A 20,374-nucleotide genomic window follows, 5' to 3' on the forward strand; every position below is an offset into this window, starting at 1 on the left:
ACCGGAGGGACACCGCGGAGGCTGCGATCTGACATGAGCGAGACGAGCGCGAACGACCAGACGCTGCCACGAGGCATTCCCGACGACCGGCCTGCGGACGGCGACGACAGGGCCCCCGTGTCGTTCCGCCTCGACGAGCTTCGGCCGTGGGGCATCGCTGCATACGTGGCCGCTGGCATGGCTGCCGACGATGCAGCAACCGTGGTCGACAACCAGCTCTGGTCGGACCGGCGCGGTGTCGACACGCACGGCTTCCAGCGGATCAGCTGGTACGTCAACTGGTTCCGTGACGGCACCACCGACCCGGCTGCCCAATGCGAGATCGTCACCCGCACACCGTCGGTTTTGGTGGCCGACGGGCATCATGGTCTCGGTCAGCTGGTGATCACCCGCTTCATGGAGCAGCTCATCGAAGCGGCCAAAGCGAGCGGGCTCGTTGTGGGGGTCATCCGCAACTCCAACGACTGGGGATGCGGGGCCAACTATCCGTACCATGCGGCCGAGGCCGGCTTCGTCTGCTACGGCACCACGACGTCGGTGCCCAACCTGGCGCCCTTCGGCAGCCGTCGCAAGCTGTTCGGCAACAACCCGATCGTGTGGACGTTCCCCCGCCGCGACCAGCCGCCCATCGTGCTGGACATGGCGATCACGCCCGTGGCGCTGGGCAAGGTGCTGCGGGCTCGCTCGGAGGGCGCGGAGATCCCGATGGAGTGGGGCTTTCTGGACCGGGACGGCAACCCCACGGTCGATCCCGATGTGGCGATGCGCGGCATCGTGCCGGCGATCGGCGGTTACAAGGGCATCGGCATGATCACTGCGTCGAATATCGCCGCGGGGATCCTGGCCGGATCAGCCCATACCGGCGACGTGGCCGTCGGGCGACGAGGGCAGTTCTTCCTGCTGATGGACCCGGGCGTGTTCCGCGACCGTGACGGCTACTACGACGACATCGAGGACATGGTCGCCCAGATCCGGGCTGCAGGCGAAGAGGACGTGCTGCCTGGCCAGACCGTGTACCTGCCGGGCGAGCTGGAGCAACTCGAGATGGACCGGCGCAGTGCTGCCGGCACGGTCAGCTATCCCGCGTCGGTGGTGCGCTCGCTGGGCCGAGTCGGCGACGAGCTGGGCGTGCCGTTCGACTGCACACCGGCGGCAGCGTCATGAGCGGCGTCACGAGCGACAAGATGCTGGCGCTCGCCGCTGAGTGGGGTCCGACGTTGCGGGAACGCAGCGCCGAGATCGACTCGCTGCGGCAGCTGCCGCAGGATCTGGCCGATGCACTGGCTGCCGATGGCTTCTACCGCACGCTGGTCCCGCCGGCACTCGGCGGGATGGGCCTGTCGCCCGCGGTCGTGGCCAACATCAGCGAGGTGCTGGCGATGGGCAACGCCTCGGCAGCGTGGTGCACGTTCATCGGATCGACCTCACAGATCATGTTCGCCGCCCTCGAGGCGACCCAGCTCGCAGAGATCCTGGAGAACCCCGATGTCATCACCGCCGGTGTGTTCGCCCATTCAGGGACGGCGACCGCCGCAGCGGGGCCCGACGGTGCCGACGGCTACCGGGTGCAGGGCCGTTGGGCGTGGGCATCGGGCTCCCACAACTCGGAATGGATCTCGGGGGGCGTGCAGATCGACAGCGGCGACGGCCCCCAGCCGGCGCTGGGCCGGGCGTTCTTCCGGCCCGACGACATCGAGTTGCACGACGACTGGTACACGAGCGGGCTGCGCGGCTCGGGTTCGAGCACGTTCGAGGCCCATGACGTCTGGCTCCCCGCCACTCGCATCGCCCATGAGCGCACCATTCTGAAATCCCCATACGCCGCTGAACCGCTGTACCGCATGCCGCTGTTCGGCCTGCTGGCGCTGCCGATCGGCGCAATCGCGCTGGGGATGGCCCGGGCGTGCGTCGACGAGGTGATCGATGTCGCCAAGTCGAAAGTGCCGCAGGGCTCGCGGCGCACGCTGGGCCAACGGCCGTCGCTGCACTCGGCTGTGGCGGTGGCAGACACCGAGGTGCGCGCTGCGCGGAATCTGCTGTATTCGTCGATTGATGCTGCGTGGGCACGGGCGCAGCACGGCTTGTCCGATCTGGAACTGCGGCGTGATCTGCGCACCGCGACGACTCATGCGATGCAGACAAGTCTGGGTGTTGCCCAGTCCATGAACGCCGCCGTCGGCGGCACCGCTGTGTTCGAAGCATCCCCGCTGCAGCGCCATCTGCGCGATGCCCAGACTGCTTCGGCCCACTTCATGGTGGCCATGCCGGTCATGGAACTGGCAGGCCGCACCTACTTCGACCCCGAAGCCGACACCTCCGGCCTCTAGCCGATTCGATCCCGCTCAGTCCTCGCGGCGGCGCTGGTGGGCGGGGAGCGGGAACGTGATCGGGATCAGCGCAGTGAGATCGATATCGATCAGCGACGGCCCGACCGGGCCGGATTCGCCGCTGGCTCGGACCACCGCCTCGCCGAACGCTGCTTCGAACTCGACGACGCTGCTGACCCGCTTGGCGGGCACACCCATGGCCTCGGCCACGCCGACGAAATCGATGCCGCCGATCTCGGTGCCGTGGTGTTCGTCCCACAGCGCGTCCTGGATGATGCGCAGCACGCCATAGCCGCCGTCGTTGAACACGCACACGATGACTGGAAGGCCATGCTCGGCGAGCGTCGAGATCTCTCCCACCGACAGCATCAAGCCGCCATCGCCCTGGATCACCACGGTCGGCTGGCCGGTGGCCAGCGCTGCGCCAACAGCCATCGGCACGCCGGGGCCGATAGCGGCATTGGCCGCCCGGATCGATGTGCGCGGCGCCACGATCGGCAGCAGGCGGTTTCCCCACATGTAGCCAGGGACCGTGGTGTCACGCACGATGCGGGCCTCATCGGGCAGCATCTGGCGGATCGCATCGCAGATCGCCGCGTGGTCTGGTCCGATCTCGTCCCGCATCGCCTCCATGTCCGACGAGCGATGCTTGCGAGCTCGCTCCACGTAGCCGTCGTCGATGGTGGGCGCTCCGTCACCCAGCCGTTCGAGCAGTCCGGCCAGGCTGAGCTTGGCGTCGCCCACGACGGCCAGCGACGCCGGGTAGTTGAGACCGATCACGCCAGGATCGGCGTCGAGGTGTATCAGCTCGTCGGGCAGGCCCAACGCCCACACCCGGGTTGCGTAGTTCTGGAACCGGGTGCCCACGGCCAGCAGCAGGTCCGCCTCGGCGAAAACGTCAGCCATCTGGGGACGGTCCGAGCGGAAGCCCAGCGACAACGGGTGCAGCTCGCTCAGGGCACTGCGGCCCTCGATGGTGGTCACGACGGGGGCGCCGAGCCGTTCCGCCAGTGCGGTGAGCTCGGCTGAGGCGTCAGCAATGACTACACCGCCTCCGGCCCAGATGAGCGGCCGCTGCGCTGCCGCCAGACGCTCGGCTGCATCGTCGAGCAGCGCGGCATCAGGTCGCAGCCGGGGCACCTCGGCAGACCCGGCGATCGGCGCGTCGCCGACGCGTGCGTACTGGAAGTCGATCGGGATCTCGACTGCGCCGGGCTGGGGCCGGCCCGTGCGAACGTCGTCGGCGACTCGGGCGATCTCAGCCGAGATCTCGCTGGGATGCCGTACCGACGCCACGCTGCGGCACACCGACCGCAGCATCTCGACCTGCCCTTCGTTCTCGTGCAGGAAGCCCTTCCCCTTGCCATAGAAGCGTGACTCGGTCTGGCCAGTCACCATCAGCACGGCCGAACTCGTGAAGGCGGCCTCGTAGATGCCGGGCACGGCGTTGGCGGCGCCCGGGCCGGTCGACGTGAGCAGCACACCCATCTCTCCGGTTGCGCGGTAGTAGGCGTCTGCGGCGTGCGCCGCGGCCTGCTCGTGACGGACCTTGACCACCTCGATGTCATCGCGCACCGACAGCGCCTCGTAGATCGGCAGGTTGTGAACGCTGACGATGCCGAACACGTGCCGCACGCCCAGGCGCGCCAGCGTCGCCGCGACGGCCTCGCCGCCGGTCATCTCACTCATGGCAGTCACTCACCTCGGGCCTCGCTCATCGCCCGCACGGTAGCCCTGCGGCACCGCCGACCGCCCGCTGTCGCCGCCGGCGGTTCAGGCGTCGAGGCTGAACGGCGGGTACTGGTCCGTCAGCAGATGCAGGTAGGCGTTCATGCGCAGGTTCACCCCGAACCACGAGACGACCCACCCGCGCATGCCCTCGGGCCAGCGGCCGGTGAACAGCACAGCAAAGAAGCCGAGCACGACCAGAACCGCAGTGATGAGACCGGTGATCGCGGTGAACACCAAGGCCGGGATCACCAGGATCAGACGAAACAGCACCGTGAGCCGGTTGCGGTCGGTGAGCTGAGGCTCGATGTCCACAACGACTGGAGTGTCGCCGGGCTCGGGCGCCGACATGTCGAACTCGAACGGTGGGTACCGCTCGTGCAGGAAGTCGAAGTAGGCGTACAACCGGATGCTGTAGCGGAGGTACATGGACTGGAAGTCCGCCAAGCCTTTGGGCAGCTTGCCGGTGAACACGATGGCGAGCCACCCGAACAGGTTGAGCAGCCAGGCAATGTGCTGCAGGATCTCGAACAGGATGAGATGCGGGATCAGCAGCAGCCAGTGCACCAAGGGTCGCCAGTTGGCGATCCGCTCCGGTGATTCGACGGTGACAGAAGCCGGGTAAGCCATGCCGCCGAACCTACTTGGAGGCTCGGAATGGTCGGGGCATCGCCCAGAGGCGGGCGGGAACTGGCCCTATGCGGCGGTGCTGAGCGGTGGGTACTTGTCGGTGAGCATGTAGATGAAGGCCAAGTAGCGCGCATGGGCCCGGTAGAACCCGGTCACGAAGTTGCGCATGCTCGCAGGCCAGCGGCCGGTGAACAGGATGATGAAGTAGGCGATCGTCACCACCACGACAACGAGATAGGAGTAGACGGTGACGAAAACGATCTGCGGCAGCCCGTATATCGGACGGAACAGCGCTGCCAGACGATTGCGGTTCCCCGGCGCCACTTCGACATTCACCGCCACCGGCGAACCGCCCGGATCCTCTGCCGAGGAAGAGAACTCAAACGGCGGGTACTGGTGATGGATGATGTGCACGTACGACAGCACGCGCGGGTAATAGCGGATGTACATCGTCTGGAAGTTCGCGATACCTGCCGGAAGCTTGCCGGTGATGAGAACCGCGAGCATGGTCAAGATCGCGAGCAGCCACGCCACCACGTGGAATACAGCCAAGATCACGAAGTGCGGGATCAGCAAGATCCAGTGAACGAGCGGTCGCCAGTTCGCAACGCGGTCCGGGGCGTCGACGGAAACGGAAACTGGGTAGTCCATACCTGAAAACTACTCGCGCCCCGACCGTCGCCCGGGACTCATCCGGAGGGCGACCGCTGCGCTACGCGGCGACGAGCGGGAACTTGTGGTCGTCGGCGGGGTATTCGCCGGGAACTGAGGTGGTGTCGTCGTCGCACACGATGGGATCGCAACCGGGATGGGGGTACCACACCGCATCATCCCCCAGCCAGCGGGTGGACAGCGCCACCCGCCGGTGATCGCCGGCATTGCCAGGCGAACCGTGGATGATCCACGACGAGAAGAACAGCGCATCGCCCGGTTCGACGTCAAAACCCACGATGTCGTAGGCGGCCCGGTCGGCCTCGACGTCGGGCATCTTCTCGCCCTCGAAGTCGGCCATGAAGCCTTTCTTGCCGTCGAAGGACTCCGGCGCGTAGTAGGCGTCCCAGCTGTGCGAACCGCGCACGAACTCGAGCGAGCTCTCCGCCACGGTCACCGGCGTCATGGCCACCCATGCCGAGCAGATCTGCTTGCCGAGGAACGGCCAATAGGGAATGTCCTGGTGCCACGGCGTCGGGTTGGCGGTACGCGGCTCTTTGATGAGCAGGTGATCGAAGTAGAGGCGGGCAGTGGCCGACCCCATCAGCGCCGCAGCCATCTGCGCCATGCCGGAGTTGAAGACGAAGTCGCCGATGACCGGGTCGATCTCCCAGCGGTAGCGGCTGGTGAACAGCCGGTTCTCCGAAGCACCCGGGTTCGTGTCCGACACCCACTTGCCGGGCTCGCGCAGCTGCTCGTCGGCCACGCCCAGCACCCGATCGATCCAAGCGGCCGACACCGCATGCGTCACCTTCACCACGCCATCGGCCGCGAACACCGCCTTGTGTTCGTCGGTGATGCGTTCGCCGGCCCGAGAGCTGGCCTGGATCGGGTGGCCATAAGGGCGACTCATGTCTCCTCCTCGACGTGGTATCCGGGCTCGGGTCCGCTACGCCGCAGACGAATTCGATGCGAGTGAGTCTGCCAGCGCTTCAGCGTCGGTTTGCGCGTCTTCAGCCGAACGGGCACTCACCGCCTCCAGCAGACCGGCGATGCGGGCTGGGCTGTGGGTGCGCTCCTGCATGACGCCGAAGGCGTGGTGCGCGGGGATCAGGTCGCCAAAGGGGCTGACCACGTTGACGTTGTCGCCCCCGATGAGACCCGGATGCTCCACGCCGCAGGCATCAGCCAGCCGGAAGAGCTCCTTACGCAGCCCGATGACGTAGTTCGCCAGCCGCACGCTCTTGAGCGTGGGGTCGAGACCGCGAGAGAGCCACTTGTTCTGGGTCGCCACGCCCGTCGGGCAGTGATCGGTGTGGCAGCGCTGCGCCTGGATGCAGCCGATTGCCATCATCGGCTCGCGAGCCACGCCGATCATGTCGACGCCGATGTTGAAGGCCAGTGCCGCGGGCGCGGGAAAGCCCAGCTTGGCCGAGCCGATCATCACGATCTGGTCGGTGAGCCCGGCCTCGCCGAACGCTCGGTGCACGATGCCGAAGGCCCGCCAGAACGGCAGCGCGACGTGGTCGGTGAACACCAGCGGTCCCGCGCCGGTTCCTCCCTCGGCACCGTCGACGGTGACGAAGTCGGGTCCCCGGCGGGTTTCGGCCATGTGCTGTGCCAGCTCGGTCCAGAACGCTTCCTGGCCGACGGCCGACTTGATGCCCACGGGCAGACCGGTTGCCCCGGCCACCTCTTCCACGAAGTCCACCAGCTCAGCCACACTGCCGAACGCCGAGTGACGGCTGGGGCTCACCACGTCCTTGCCGACCGGCACGCCACGTGCCTCGGCGATCTCAGGGCTCACCTTTGCCCCGGGCAGCAGACCGCCAACACCGGGCTTCGCCCCTTGGGACAGCTTCACCTCGATGGATCGCACCGGCGCCCCGTCGACGGTTTCCAGCAGGCGATCCATCGAGAACGTGCCGTCGGGATTCCGGCACCCGAAGTAGCCCGTCCCCATCTGAAACACCAGGTCGCCGCCGCTGCGGTGGTACTTCGAGACACCGCCCTCGCCGGTGTTGTGCATGCAGCCGGCCAGCTTCGCGCCGCGGTTGAGCGCCTCGATTGCCGTTCCCGACAACGACCCGAAGCTCATGGCCGACACGTTCACGATCGACGCCGGTCGGAAGGCCTTCTCGCGCTCTCGCCAGGCGCCCATGATCTTGCCGCACGCCAGAGGCGCATCGTCTGGCACCGTCCGGCCGAGCGGGAACGGGCTGTGGCGGAACGTGATGTGGCCGGGCTTGTCGATCTCGTCGTCGGTGCCGAAGCCGAAGTAGGTGTTCTGCTGCTTGGCGGTGGAATACACCCAGCGCCGCTCGTCCCGGTTGAAGGGCCGCTCTTCCTCGTTGTGGGCGACGATGTACTGCCGCAGCTCCGGGCCGATCTTCTCCAACAGGAAACGCAGATGACCGATGACCGGGTAGGTGCGCAGAATCGAGTGGCGCTTCTGGACGCTGTCGTGGATGAACACGAGCAGCAGCAACACCCCGACGATGATCAGCCCCCACAGCCACCACGGCACGATCTCGAACCTACCGCGGGCCCAACTGGCGCCGTAGCCGCAGCACCTCTGGGACGTCCTGGGGCACGGTCGCTCAGAGCCGAGTTCTCCCGGCCTGTCTGGGGATGGCTTCCTATGCTGGCCCAATGGCAGCGGCTCCAGACGGCACAGCGCCCCGACCGGCGCTGCCGCCGCTCGAACCAGATGTGCTGGCGCTTCTGCCCGCGACCGACGAGGCGCCGCGCTGCTCAGCTCACGCTGCCGGCATCGGCACCGACCCGGGCGGCACCTCGATCGCCGCCGACGCCGTAGCACTGGTGGAGGTGCCGCTGCCGTGGCCGAAACCGGTCTTCGCGAACGGCCTGCTCGAGGGCTTCCGGCCCATGATGGATCTTCACGTCGGTCCGACCCGGCTGCTCGCCGCTGTGCCGCCCGACGAACGTGCCCAGCGCAGCACGATCCCTGTCGCGCTGCACTGGCGCGCCGGGGCGGGAACCCAGTCGGCCTACTTCGAAGCCGACGGGCCCGACGGACTCCGTGGGCTGTTCGCCCACCTCGCCGATCAATCGCCCGCAAACCCGGTTCCGCAGGGAGCGGGCTTCGCTTCGGTCGGGTACGCCGAGAACGAGCGGGCGGTGCTCATCTGCACCCAAGGCAGCCATGACGTGTGCTGCGGCAGCGAGGGCACACGCCTTGCGGCCGACTTCGAAGCCGTGTTGCGCACCTACCGGGATGCAGACGTCAACGAGCCGTACACCGGTGCGCCCACCGCAAGCGGACGGGTTGCCGTGTACCGCGTCAGCCACACCGGAGGCCACCGGTTCGCTCCGACGGCGATGACGCTGCCCGACGGCCGCATGTGGGCCGGCATCGAAGCAGGAGAGATCGCCACGATCTTGGACCGGACTGCCGATGCGGCCGCGATGGCATCGCGCTGCCGGGGATGGTGGGGCGCGCCGACCGGGCCAGCCCAGGTTGCCGAGCGTGCCGTGTTCGCACGGGTCGGCTGGCCACTCGAGGACATGGCTCGCCAAGTCCGCTTCCGGCCATCGGGGGCCGGATGGGATGTCGAGGTCGTCGCAGCTGAGACCGGACGAGCATGGACGGTGTCGGTGGAGGCCGGGCGGACCGTGCCGACCATCGCGTGCCGGGCGCTCGGCGGCCTCCCCGCCAAGCCCGCGACAGAATTCACAGTCACCGATATCTGGGAGACATCGAAATGACATCACCACTGGAGGGCATCCGCGTCGTCGAGTTCGCCAATTTCGCTGCAGCACCGTCCGCAGTGGCGATCATGGCCGACCTCGGAGCCGAGGTGATCAAGGTGGAAGCCATCGGCGGCGACCCGATTCGCGGGCTGATGAAGCAGGCCAAGGTGCCCGAAGGTGCACACAACCCCGACGTGGCCTTCCAGTTCATCAACCGGGGCAAGCAGTCGATCCAGCTCAATCTGGAGGACCCCGATGGCTCGGCAATCGCTCGTCGTCTCGTCGCAGCCTCCGACGTCGTCGTGATGAACCTGCTGCCGGAGCGCCGTGATCGCTTCGGCCTGGGCACCGACGATCTGCTGGCGCTGAAGCCTGACCTGGTAGTCGGCGTGCTGTCGGGCTACGGCGAAGTGGGCGACGAGATCGACCGGCCCGGCTATGACGTGACGGCCTTCTTCTCGCGGTCAGGTCTGTACGGCGCCTCGACCCCTCCCGGCGGCGTCCCTCCGCACGCCCGACCAGGCCAGGGAGACCACACCACGAGCCTGGCGTTCTTCGGCGCGATCATGGCGGGGCTGCGCGCCCGGGACGTGACGGGCGAGGGGCAGATCGTGGAGTCCTCGCTGTTGCGCACAGCAACATGGACCATCGCCATCGACATGGCGACGTCGCTGGTGGACGGTCGCCCCAACACCGAGCGACCTCGTGACAGCGGCCTGTCGCCGATGCTCGAAGCCTTCGAGTGCGCTGACGGGCGCTGGCTGCATTTCACGATGCCCGACACCGGCGACGCATGGGAGCGGTTCTGCAAAGCCATCGAGCGCGAGGACCTGCTGGACAACCCCGACTACCAAACCGGTCGGCAGCGCTTTCGGGCGATGCGCGCGCTGCTCGCCGACATCGACGACACCCTCAAGTCACAGCCGTCCGACTACTGGATGCCCCGGCTCGACGAGTACCGCTGTATCTGGGCGCCGATCAACGACACCGCGCAGGCTGCGCAGGATCCGCAGGTGCGCGCGACTGGGGCCTTCGAGACCATCCACCACCCCGAAGCCGGGGAATTCGAAACCATCGCCGCCCCGTTCCGCATGCACAACTCCCCCGACGTGGGCGTGCGCGGCCCCGCGCCACGAGCCGGTGAGCACACCGCCGCTGTGCTCGGCGACTTGCTCGGCCTGGATGAGAGCGAGATCACCGACCTGACCGAGCGCGGCATCGTCGCTGCCGAATGAACGTCTCTCGGCCTGAGGCTGCCGCGGCTCGGCGCCGTCACCGATCAGGCGTCGAGGCGCCTGATGATGTCCGTTGCTATGTCCAGCGGTGGGCGGTCCGCAGTGAGAACCTGCTCGAACTGCCCGTAGCCGGCCGCACGCTCGTCCAATAGCCGGGCAACAGCGGCAGCCGGGTCACCGCCCGAGAGCAGCGGCCGTACCGGACCGCCGATGTCGGCCTGCAGGCGGCGGACGATCTCGTCAGCGTCCGCAACCAGACAGAAGACTCGGCCCGTAGCGGTCAGCGCATCGGCATTTGCTGGGTCAAGCAGCATCCGGCCGCCGGTCGCGATGACGTGATGCTGGCTGCGAGCGACTTCTGCAGCCACCTCCCGCTCGAGTGCTCGGAACGCGTCCTCGCCCTGCTCGGCGAAGATGGCTTCGATCGATCCGTGCCGGGCCACGATCACGTCATCGGTGTCCAGGAACGTCCAGCCCAGCTCGCGCGCAACGAGCCGGCCGACGGTGGTCTTGCCCGAGCCCATGAAGCCCGTCAGCACCACGTTCCGTTCGGGCACTCGTGCCACCCCTTCACGCTAGGCGGCTGCTAGGACGCGGCAGCCTCGATCGCGGGGCCTTGGGGCGCCAGACCGATCGGGAACGCGTCCCGGATGGCGGCGTCGACAGCAGGGCTGATGTGCGACGGCCAGTGGCTGTCCAGGGTGGCCACCACATGGTCGTGGGCCACGTCGTGCGCCGCTCGGCTGCCCGCCTCGGTCCAGTCCTCGGGAGTGTCCCGGTTGGACACCAGCGGGTAGAGGTACTCGGTCTCCATCAGCTCGAGCGTCTGCGGTGAGCCCAGGAAGTGGCCCGGCCCGGCGATGACCTCGCCGATAAGCTCGGCGGACAGGGTGTCGGCGTTCACCTCGATGCCGCGCACGGTGCGGTTGATGGCGCCCAGCATGTCGTTGTCGATCACCAGCGCCTCGTACGAGCAGGCCAGCAGGCTCGCCAGCATCCCCGCCGATTCGTAGACGATGTTGGCTCCGGCATGACCGGCGAGCCCGACGTTCAGGCCTTTCTCGTAGCCGGCTTGGGCGTCATTCACCTTGGAATCCGTCATACCCGCCGCGACGCCGGTGGGCAGCCCGAGCCAATGGCCGACTTCGGCCGCGGCGGCGTTGAGGATGCCTTCCTCACCCGACCCCCCGCTCATGGCACCCGTGCGCAGGTCGGAGACAAACGGCCACAAGCCCAGCAGGCAGGGATGCCCGGGCGACAGCAGGTTCACGAAGGTCAGTCCGCCGAGGCACTCCGCCACCGCCTGCGCCAGAGCACCGGCGAGCGCTGCGGGCGCAGTCGCGCCGGCCTGCAGGGCCGACAGCAGGTTGATGGGCATGCCTGTACGCACCTGTGCGACCAAGCATCTCGCCGAGTCGTACGCGAAGCGCAGCGGTGGGACCACGAAGGTGTTGTTCGCCGCGATGAACGGGCGCTTCGCGAACTCGCCCTCGCCGCCGAGCACGAGGTCGAACATCTCGACCGACTCGTACACCCACTCCGGCTCGAACCACGACGATCCGCCCGGCTTGGTAGTGCTGCACATCACGGCGTATGCCGTGGTCATGTCGAGGTCACGGGTCTCGACCATGTCACGGGCCACCACCGTGCGCACGTAGAAGTGCAGGTTGTCGAGCGTGTCCACCAGCCGGCCGCAGTCGTACACGTCCTGCGCAAGCGAATCGCGGAACGTGCCGGTCTCGTGGTCGTACATCATCACCGCAGCGCCCGACGTGCCGAAATAGACGTGCTCGCCGCCCACGTGCACCGATTGGTCGTCGTCGAAGCCGTGCCAGATCCACTCCTTGGCCGCGGTCTCTATGGCGCGCTCGACGACGCCGCGAGGCAGGTGGATGCGTCCGTTGTCGTCGACCCACCCGCCGACAGGCGTCGCCGCTTCGACGAACTCGTCGAGGGGGTCGCCCATGCCGACGTCTTCGAGCAGCCCGAGCGCGGTGTCGTACACCTGCTGCATATCGCTCTCGGTCAGCGGTTTGAATCGTCCCGCAGGCAAGCCTGGACGGACCGGTCGTCGGTCGCGTTCGGGAGCCGCTTCGCGCACGGCGATGCGGCCGGCTCGGCCACCGCCGCGGCGTCGGCGCGGAGCTTCCGGGGCCTCGGTCGACGATGAGTCGCTGTCGCTCAAGTTCATCTCAGGCTCGCAGTGCCGCGTTGCGGGGGTCGTAGGCGGCCTCAGCCAGCACGGTGGCTGTGCGCCGCTCGCCGAGCAGGTCCAACTCGAACATGCTGCCGGGGGCCTCGAAGCGGGGATCGACATAGACGAACGCCAGGCTGCGGCCCACGGAGTGGCCCCAAGCTCCGCTGGTGCCGATGCCCATGGGCTCGTCGCTGCCGGGCGCGAATGCGGGCTCGTTGCCGCGCACGTCGTTGTCGCCTGCGTCCACCTCGCAGTACACGAGCACCATCGACAGCGGCTCGCCGTTCTCTTCAGCTTCGCGACGCGCTACGGCCGAATCGCGGCCGATGAACGGGCGGCTGTAGTCCACGAATCGTCCGAGGCGGGCTTCGATCGGCGTGATCTCGGTGGTCAGCTCGCTGCCCCACGCCTTGTAGGCCTTCTCAATACGCATCACGTTCATGGCGTAGCTGCCGAAGTGCACGAGGCCATGAGGACCACCGGCCTCGACGACCGCGTCGTACAGCCGGTCCAGTTCGTCCATGCCGCAGTGCAGCTCCCACCCCAGTTCGCCGACATAGGACACCCGCAGCGCCTTGGTCGCAACGCCGGCCACCGTGACCTCCTGGGCGGTGAGCCAGCTGAACGCGTCATTGCCGAGGTCGGCGTCGGTCAGCGGCGCGAGCACGTCGCGCGCTCGTGGCCCCGTGACGCCAAGGATGGCGGTGCTGTCGGTGGCGTCCCGCACCTCGACCTGCTCACCTGATTCGATGTGGTCGCGCAGCCAGTCCAGGTCGTGGCTCTGGCCCATGATCGCCGAGGCCAGCCAGAACCGGTCCGGCGCCAGGCGGGCGATCGTCATCTCGCACTCGATGCCGCCGAGCGTCGTCAGCATGTGGGTGAGTCGGATGCCGCCGTCGCGTCCCGGCAGGCGGTTGGCCGACAACCGATCCAGCAGTGCCGCGGCGTCGCGCCCGCTCACCTCGAACTTGGCAAATGCGCTGAGGTCGGCCACGCCCACCCGTTCGCGCACGCCGCGCACTTCGGCGCCGACGATGTCATGAGCGTTGGAGCGGCGGAACGAGTGCGCCTCAGGTGTGCGCTCGGGCGAGAAGTACTGCGGTCGCTCCCAGCCGTAGATCTCCTGCCATTGCGCGCCCAGCGCATCGAAGCGCCCCCACAGCGGTGTCGTCTTGACCGGTCGACCGGCGTCGCGCTGTTCGCCCGGCAGCCGCACTTGGTACATCTCGTGGTACTCGTCCAGCGCCTTCTCCAGCGCGAACTGCGACTTGGGCCCGGTGTGATCGCCGAAGCGCCGCGGATCCATGCCGCGCACGTTGATCTCGGTCTGCCCGTGGACCATCCACTGCGCCAGGAACCTCCCGGCGCCTGGGCCCTGAGTGATCCCGATGGACGCGCCGTTGCAGTGCCAGTAGTTGCGCACCCCCGGTGCAGGCCCCATGAGATAGCCCGAGTCGGGGGTGTGGGTGATCGGTCCCGACACGACCTGCTTGATCCCGGCCTCCGACAGCACGCCGATGCGTTGCTGTGCGAAGTCCAGACATTCCTCGAGCACGTCGAGGTCCTCGCCGGGCAGGTGAAAGTGCAGGTCCCAGTCGATGCCGTCCACGCCGTACGGCCGCGACCCGGACATCTCGTACGGTCCGATGAGCAGGCCGTCGATCTCCTGGCGGTAGTAGCAGGAGGCTCGCGGGTCACGCACGACCGGCAGTTCGAAGTCGAGCGCCTCCACCTCGGGCACGGTCTCGGTCACCAGGTACTGGTGGATGACCGACACGATCGGCACGTCGAGCCCGATCATGGCGCCGAGCTGCGGCGCGTAGTGCCCCGCGGCGTTCACCACGTGCTCGCAGTGGATCGTGTCCTGCTCGTCGTCGCCGCCAGACTCGATTGCTGTGCCGTTGCGGCGCCGACCCGGATCGGCACCGCCACGCACGATGGTGACATCCCAGCTGCCGTCGGGACGCTGCGACATGCCGGTCACCAACGTGTGGCGCATGATCCGGCAGCCGAGATCGCGGGCACCCTTCGCCATGGCGTTGGTGCAGCTCGACGGATCGGTCCAGCCGTCGTTGGGCGTGAAGAAGCCGAGCCGTACGTCGTCAAGATCGGTCAGCAGCGGGTGCCGTTCGGCGATCTCATCGGGCCCGATGAGATGCGACTCGACACCGATCTGGGTGAGCATGGCGTGGACGTAGTGGTGCCAGTCGGCTTCATCGGCCGTGCGCGCCAAACGGATGGCGCCGCAGCCATGCCAGCCCGCAGACAGCCCGGTCTCGGCCTCCAGCTGCGGGTAGAGCGCGATGGCCTCCTGATGGACCTTGGCCATGTTGAGATCGCCGATGAAGTTCGGGATCAGGCCGGCCGCGTGCCAGGTCGACCCAGAGGTCAGCTCGCCCTTCTCGACCAGGATCGTGTCGGTCCAGCCCTCGTGCGCGAGGGCATACAGCAGACCGGCCCCCATCGCCCCGCCGCCGATGATGACGCAGCGCGCTTGTTCAGGCATGCTCAGCCATGCCGGGCCTGCTCACTCATAGACAGGTCCCCAGTTGTCCGGGCCATGTTCGGGCCGGGCCCCCCGGGTGCCGACCCCATGGCATGCCGATGCGGTGCGCGCAAATTATCACTCACTCCGCGCATGTCTGCGCGTTTGTGGGCATCTGGTTGCACAACCTGAAAGTTGGACTTGCAGATTGTGCAGTTATGCGACGGGTTACATGCGGACGCGCTGGTTGGTGGGGTCGTAGAAGCTGCGGATCGAAGGCGTGGCCTCGATGCGGCGGTCGGCGATCTCGATGTCGAAGCTGCCGACGTCCAGCCACGACTTGGTGACTGCCTGCGGCTCCGGGCCGTCCGCCGTCGGATGGGTCACGTAGCCCATCGCCAGGCAGCGATCTTCGGTGTAGCTCCACATTGCCGACGTGACGCGGCCGACAAGCTCGCCATCGCGGCGGATGGGTTCATCGTGGTAGGCGAGCACGTCGGGGTCCTCGAGCCGGAATTGGATCAGACGCCGCGTTCGTGGCAGCAGGCGCTGCTCCTCCAGCGCGGCGCGGCCGATGAAGTCCCGCTGCTTGTCCCACGCAATGGCGAAGCCCAGCCCTGCCTCGAGCGGCGAGTCCTCATCGCTGATGTCGTGGCCCCAGTGGCGGTAGCCGCATTCGAGGCGCAGCGTGTTCATGGCGTGGTAGCCGGCGTGGCCCAGCTCCAGCGACTCGTCGGCCGCGGCGGCGTCCCTGAGCGCCTCGTACACCGCGACCGCATCCGCATTGGGGACGTAGAGCTCCCAGCCGAGCTCGCCCACATAGCTCATGCGAATCGCCAGGACAGTCTTCGGGCCCCCCGATGACGCGATGTCAATGTGGCAAGCGCTGCCGAAGCCGAACGACTCGTTGTCGAGCGGGGCGCCGGTCACCAAGCCGAGCAGCTCCCGTGAACGCGGCCCCATCAGCCCGAGCACCGCCCAGTCGTCGGTCACGTCCGCAATCTCGACATCCTTGCCTCGGCAGTGACGGCGCAGCCAGGCCCAGTCCCGGGTCTGGCACGCAGCCGAGGTGACCACCCAGAAGTCGTCGTCGCCCAGCCGGGTGACCGTCAGGTCGGCCTCGATGCCTCCCCGCTCATTGCACCACTGCGTGTAGACGGCCCGGCCGGCCGGCACGTCGACATCGGCGACGCTCAGCGTGTCGAGCACCTCGAGCGCATCGGGGCCGCGCACGGTGAACTTGACGAACGACGACTGGTCGAACACCGCCACACCGTTGCGAACCGCATCGCACTCGCTGCCGGAGTTGTCGAACCAGTTCTGCTTGCCGTAGCTGTAGCGGTACTCGCGTTCCTGGCCCGGCTCGGCGAACCAGTTGGCCCGCTCCCAGCCGGCCGTCTCGCCGAACACCGCGCCCGCAGTGTCCATGGCATCGTGCAGCGCGGAGCGGCGCTGGTCGCGTGCGCTCGTGTACTGGAAGAACGGCCAGTGCATGGCGTAGAGCAGCCCGAGGCTCTCGCTGATGCGCTCGCCGAGGTACGTCTCATTGGCCTGGAACGGCATGGCCCTGCGGATGTCCACTGCGCACAGGTCCATCGGCGGGTGCCGGTCTGCGATCCAGTCGGCCAGCACCCAGCCCGCTCCGCCCGCTGACTGGATGCCCACCGAGTTGAAGCCTGCAGCGATGAAACAGCCGTCGACCTCGGGGGCCTCGCCGAGGTAGTAGGTGCCGTCGGGCGTGAACGACTCAGGGCCGTTGAAGAACAGCTGCACCCCGCAGTCGGCCAGCACCGGAATGCGGTGGCACGAACGCTCGTAAACCGGGCCGACATGGTCCCAGTCCTCGTCCAACGTCCCGAACTTGAAGTCGCGCGGGATGCCGCCCAGCCGCCACACCTTGGCGGCCGGCTCGAAGAAGCCCACCATCAGCTTGCCGGTCTCCTCCTTGAAATAGGTGTAGTTGGTGGGGTCGCGCACGATGGGCGTGGAGGTGTCGAGCCCTTCGAGCGGCTCGGTGACGACGTAGAAGTGCTCGCAGGCCTGCAGCGGGACGTTCACCCCGATCTGCGCTGCCAGGTGGCGGGTCCACATGCCGGTGGCCAGCACCACCGTGTCGGTCTCGATCAGGTGGTCTCCCCCGGCGGCTTCACCGACGGGGTTTGCGGTGCCGGGCATGAGCTCAGTCCAGACACCGCTGATGGCGCCGTTGCGGGTCTCGAGCCCGGTGACGGCAACGCCCTCGACAATGCGGCATCCGCGGGAGCGCGCACCCTTGGCCAGCGCCATCGTGACGTCCACCGGCGACACCATCCCGTCGTCAGGCAGGTACAGCGCGCCCACCAGGTCGTCGGTGCGCATCAGCGGCCACATCTCCGACAGCTCGTCCATGTCGAGCAGTCGAGACTCGACCCCGACCGAACGGCCCATCGATGCACCGCGCAGGATCTCCTCCCAGCGCTCGGCGTCGGAGGCCACCGAGATCGAGCCCGGCGCCCGGAATCCAGTCGCTTGACCCGTCTCGTCCTCCAGCGCCTCGAACAGGCGCACCGTGTAGGTAGCCAGCTTGGTCAGGCTGTAGGTCGCCTTGAGCTGCGCCGCCAGCCCGGCCGCGTGCCAGGTAGTGCCCGAGGTGAGCTGGTTCTGCTCGAGCAGCAGCACATCGGTGATGCCGCGCCGCACCAAGTGGTACGCAACGGCGCAGCCCACGACGCCGCCCCCCACCACGACCACTTCGGCACGATCTGGGATCGTGCGCCGAGACCCCGCGCGCTCGGGAAGGGTGCGGTCGCGCAGGGCGCGCCCGGGTGAGGTCTGTTCTGCCATCAATGCCGCCTCAGACGCGTTCGAGCAGGTCGGGGGTCAGATCCGCGGTCGAACGAACACCGTTGAGGCGCATCGTGCGGGTCATCCCCTCGACGAAGTAGTTGAGCACCCAGTCCACGCCGGTCTCGCCGGCCGCACCGAGGGCATACAGGTACGCCCGGCCGATCATGGCCGAGTCGGCCCCCAGGGCCAGCGCCTTCACGATGTCGCTGCCGCGCCGGATGCCGCCGTCGCAGATCACCTCGCAGCGATCGCCGACCGCCTCGCGGATGGCCGGCACGCACTCCACCGGCGCGGGGGCACCGTCGAGCTGGCGGCCGCCGTGATTGGACACGATCACGGCGTCGAGCTCCATGTCCGCCGCGATTTTGGCGTCATCCGGCGACAGCACACCCTTGAGCATCACGGGGCCGTCCCAGCGCTCGCGGAACCACTCGATGTCGTCCCACGACAGCGACGGGTCGAACTGGCTGTTGATGTAGTCGGCCAGCGCCACGGCGTCACCGCCGTCGCCGCCGGCCGCCCCCTCGCAATTCGAGAACTTGATCGGCTCGTTGCTGAGGAAGTCCAGCAGCCAGCGCGGGTGCAGCAGCCCGTCGATGATCGTGTCGGGCCCGAGCTTGGGGGGAAGGCTGAAGCCGTGCCGCACGTCGCGCTCACGGCGTCCCAGCACGGCAGTGTCCACCGTGATCATGATCGCTTCGTAGCCCGATGCGGCCGAGCGCTCGAGCAGGTCAGCCATCAGCTCGCGGTCGCGCCAGACATACACCTGGAAGAACTTTCGCCCTGCGCACACCTCTGCCACCTCTTCGACCGAGCGTGTGCCCATGGTCGAAAGCGAGTACGGGATGCCGGCCCGTTCAGCGGCACGCGCCACGGCCAGCTCGCCTTGGGAATGGGCGATGCGGTCGAAACCCGTCGGAGCGATCACCAGCGGGATCGGCACTTCGGTGCCCAGCACCTTGCCCGAGATGTCCACCTCGCTCACGTCGCGCAGCACACGCGGCCGGAATTGCCAGCGGTGATAGGCCGACACGCTGCGCTCCGCGCTGACCTCGTCCTCGGCTGCCCCGTCGATGTAGTCGAAGCAGCCGCCCGGCATGCGGCGTTTCGCCATGCGGCGCAAGTCGGAGACGTCGGCTGCCCGGATCAGGTGTCGCTTGTCGGCATCGTGCTCGAACTCGCCGAACTGCATGACGCTGCGGGCCGTTTCGTAGGCCTGCGACACCCAGCTCGTCAACCCCGCCATGAACGCGAACTCTACGATGTCGCAATGGCCACAAACGCCGAACTGGCAGAGCGCTACCGCGCAATATTGCCCAGCTTCATCAGCCCGCTGTACGAGCGGCCGGTGTCCATCGACCGCGGCGAGGGGAGCTACGTATTCGACAGCGAAGGCACCCGCTACCTCGACTTCTTCGGCGGGATCCTCACCACCATGATCGGGCACGCCAATCCCGTCGTAGTGGAGGCCGTGCAGGCCCAGGCAGCCAAGGTGATGCACACATCCACGCTGTACCTGAACGAGGAGATGATCTCGTTCGCCGAGGAGGTGGCCGCCGTCTCGGGCATCCCCGATCCGAGAGTGCTGTTCACCACCTCAGGCAGCGAGGCCAACGACACCGCGATCCTGCTGGCGACCAACTACCGCAACAGCAACCAGGTGCTGGCGATGCGCAACAGCTACCACGGCCGCTCGCTCACCGCCCAGGCGATCACCAGCCACCGAGCCTGGTCCACCAGCAGCTACAGCGGGCTCGACGTCCAGTTCGTGCAAGGCGGCTACCGGCTGCGCAGCCCGTTCAGGCACCTCGACGACGACGCCTTCACCAATGCCTGCGTGGAGGACCTCGTCCAGCTCATCGACATGACCGACTCGGGGGGGTTCTCGGCGCTGATTGCCGAGCCCATCCAGGGCGTGGGCGGCTTTGCCACGCCGCCCGACGGCTTTTTCGGGGCGATGGGCAAGGTGCTGCACTCGGAGGGCATCCTGTTCATCTCCGACGAGGTGCAGTCGGGCTGGGGCCGCACCGGCGAGCACTTCTGGGGCTACGAGGCCCACGGCATCACGCCCGATGCGATCACCTTCGCCAAGGGCGTCGGCAACGGCATCACCCTGGCCGGCATCGTCGCCCGGGCCGACCTCATGAATTGCCTGACGCGCAATTCGATCACCACCTTCGGCGGGAACCCGCTGTCGACCGCAGCGGGCAGGGCCACCCTGCGCTACCTGCTCGAGAACGACCTGCAGGCCAACGCCGCCGCCCGCGGGGAGCAGATGCACGAGCGCCTGGCGCCCGTGTGCGATGCATCGCCGCATGTGGCCGAGCTGCGCGGCAAGGGGTTGATGCAGGGCATCGAGTTCTGCCACGCAGGCAGCATCGAACCCGACGCGGCAACCACGGCTGCGGTGCTGGAATCCGCCAAGGACCGCGGTCTGCTCGTGGGCAAGGGCGGCCTCTACGGCAACGTCATCCGCATCACACCCATGCTCAACGTGACCGAAGCGGAGCTGAACGAGGGACTCGACGTATTGGTGGGGATCCTCGAAGCACTCGACTGAGCGGCAGACCTCAGTCGATGC

General features: G+C 67.7%; 15 protein-coding genes. 5 read left to right on the forward strand and 10 right to left on the reverse strand.

Annotated features, from left to right (window positions below; translation table 11 throughout):
- The first annotated feature begins 33 nt into the window (after positions 1-33).
- Complete coding sequence (locus ACOGXE_RS05705) at positions 34-1,164, forward strand: Ldh family oxidoreductase (protein WP_419932984.1); 1,131 nt, start codon at positions 34-36, stop codon at positions 1,162-1,164.
- On the forward strand, positions 1,161-2,327 hold the full coding sequence (locus tag ACOGXE_RS05710) for an acyl-CoA dehydrogenase family protein (RefSeq protein WP_419932985.1): 1,167 nt from the start codon (positions 1,161-1,163) through the stop codon (positions 2,325-2,327). Before ACOGXE_RS05705 ends, ACOGXE_RS05710 begins: the two co-directional genes overlap by 4 nt.
- Positions 2,328-2,342: 15 nt before the next feature.
- On the opposite strand, the gene ACOGXE_RS05715 is transcribed toward ACOGXE_RS05710, so the two are convergent.
- The 5 genes from ACOGXE_RS05715 to ACOGXE_RS05735 form a co-directional block, all read right to left on the reverse strand.
- Positions 2,343-4,016, reverse strand: coding sequence for a thiamine pyrophosphate-binding protein (locus tag ACOGXE_RS05715; RefSeq protein WP_419932986.1), 1,674 nt, complete (start codon positions 4,014-4,016; stop codon positions 2,343-2,345).
- A gap of 84 nt (positions 4,017-4,100) precedes the next feature.
- Entirely contained in the window at positions 4,101-4,685 is a 585-nt protein-coding gene (locus tag ACOGXE_RS05720) for a DUF4389 domain-containing protein (protein WP_419932987.1), read from the reverse strand.
- 66 nt (positions 4,686-4,751) lie between these two features.
- Complete coding sequence (locus ACOGXE_RS05725) at positions 4,752-5,336, reverse strand: DUF4389 domain-containing protein (RefSeq protein WP_419932988.1); 585 nt, start codon at positions 5,334-5,336, stop codon at positions 4,752-4,754.
- A 61-nt stretch (positions 5,337-5,397) separates the two neighbouring features.
- Positions 5,398-6,249 carry a phytanoyl-CoA dioxygenase family protein gene (locus tag ACOGXE_RS05730; RefSeq protein WP_419932989.1) on the reverse strand — a complete coding sequence of 284 codons (852 nt, stop codon included), beginning with the start codon at positions 6,247-6,249 and terminating at the stop codon, positions 5,398-5,400.
- Between the two features lie 36 nt (positions 6,250-6,285).
- Positions 6,286-7,863, reverse strand: coding sequence for an FMN-binding glutamate synthase family protein (locus ACOGXE_RS05735; protein ID WP_419932990.1), 1,578 nt, complete (start codon positions 7,861-7,863; stop codon positions 6,286-6,288).
- A 125-nt stretch (positions 7,864-7,988) separates the two neighbouring features.
- Between ACOGXE_RS05735 and ACOGXE_RS05740 the strand changes: the two genes are divergently transcribed.
- On the forward strand, positions 7,989-9,065 hold the full coding sequence (locus tag ACOGXE_RS05740) for a sucrase ferredoxin (RefSeq protein WP_419932991.1): 1,077 nt from the start codon (positions 7,989-7,991) through the stop codon (positions 9,063-9,065).
- Entirely contained in the window at positions 9,062-10,285 is a 1,224-nt protein-coding gene (locus ACOGXE_RS05745) for a CaiB/BaiF CoA transferase family protein (protein ID WP_419932992.1), read from the forward strand. The genes ACOGXE_RS05740 and ACOGXE_RS05745 overlap by 4 nt, the downstream gene beginning before the upstream one ends.
- A gap of 44 nt (positions 10,286-10,329) precedes the next feature.
- Here the strand turns inward: ACOGXE_RS05745 and ACOGXE_RS05750 are convergent, their stop codons facing one another.
- The 5 genes from ACOGXE_RS05750 to ACOGXE_RS05770 form a co-directional block, all read right to left on the reverse strand.
- Complete coding sequence (locus ACOGXE_RS05750; protein WP_419932993.1) at positions 10,330-10,851, reverse strand: shikimate kinase; 522 nt, start codon at positions 10,849-10,851, stop codon at positions 10,330-10,332.
- Positions 10,852-10,871: 20 nt separating this feature from the next.
- Complete coding sequence (locus ACOGXE_RS05755) at positions 10,872-12,476, reverse strand: trimethylamine methyltransferase family protein (protein WP_419932994.1); 1,605 nt, start codon at positions 12,474-12,476, stop codon at positions 10,872-10,874.
- Between the two features lies 1 nt (position 12,477).
- Complete coding sequence (locus ACOGXE_RS05760) at positions 12,478-14,988, reverse strand: GcvT family protein (protein WP_419932995.1); 2,511 nt, start codon at positions 14,986-14,988, stop codon at positions 12,478-12,480.
- Between the two features lie 207 nt (positions 14,989-15,195).
- The gene (locus ACOGXE_RS05765) at positions 15,196-17,790 is read right to left on the reverse strand and encodes a GcvT family protein (RefSeq protein WP_419932996.1); all 2,595 of its coding nucleotides are present in this window, start codon (positions 17,788-17,790) and stop codon (positions 15,196-15,198) included.
- A 10-nt stretch (positions 17,791-17,800) separates the two neighbouring features.
- Positions 17,801-19,039, reverse strand: coding sequence for an alpha-hydroxy acid oxidase (locus ACOGXE_RS05770; protein WP_419932997.1), 1,239 nt, complete (start codon positions 19,037-19,039; stop codon positions 17,801-17,803).
- A gap of 24 nt (positions 19,040-19,063) precedes the next feature.
- On the opposite strand from ACOGXE_RS05770, the gene ACOGXE_RS05775 reads away from it, so the two are divergent.
- On the forward strand, positions 19,064-20,353 hold the full coding sequence (locus ACOGXE_RS05775) for an aspartate aminotransferase family protein (protein ID WP_419862859.1): 1,290 nt from the start codon (positions 19,064-19,066) through the stop codon (positions 20,351-20,353).
- The last annotated feature ends 21 nt before the right edge of the window (positions 20,354-20,374 follow it).

This window comes from Candidatus Poriferisodalis sp., assembly GCF_965208555.1.
Taxonomy (GTDB): Bacteria; Actinomycetota; Acidimicrobiia; order Acidimicrobiales; family Poriferisodalaceae; genus Poriferisodalis.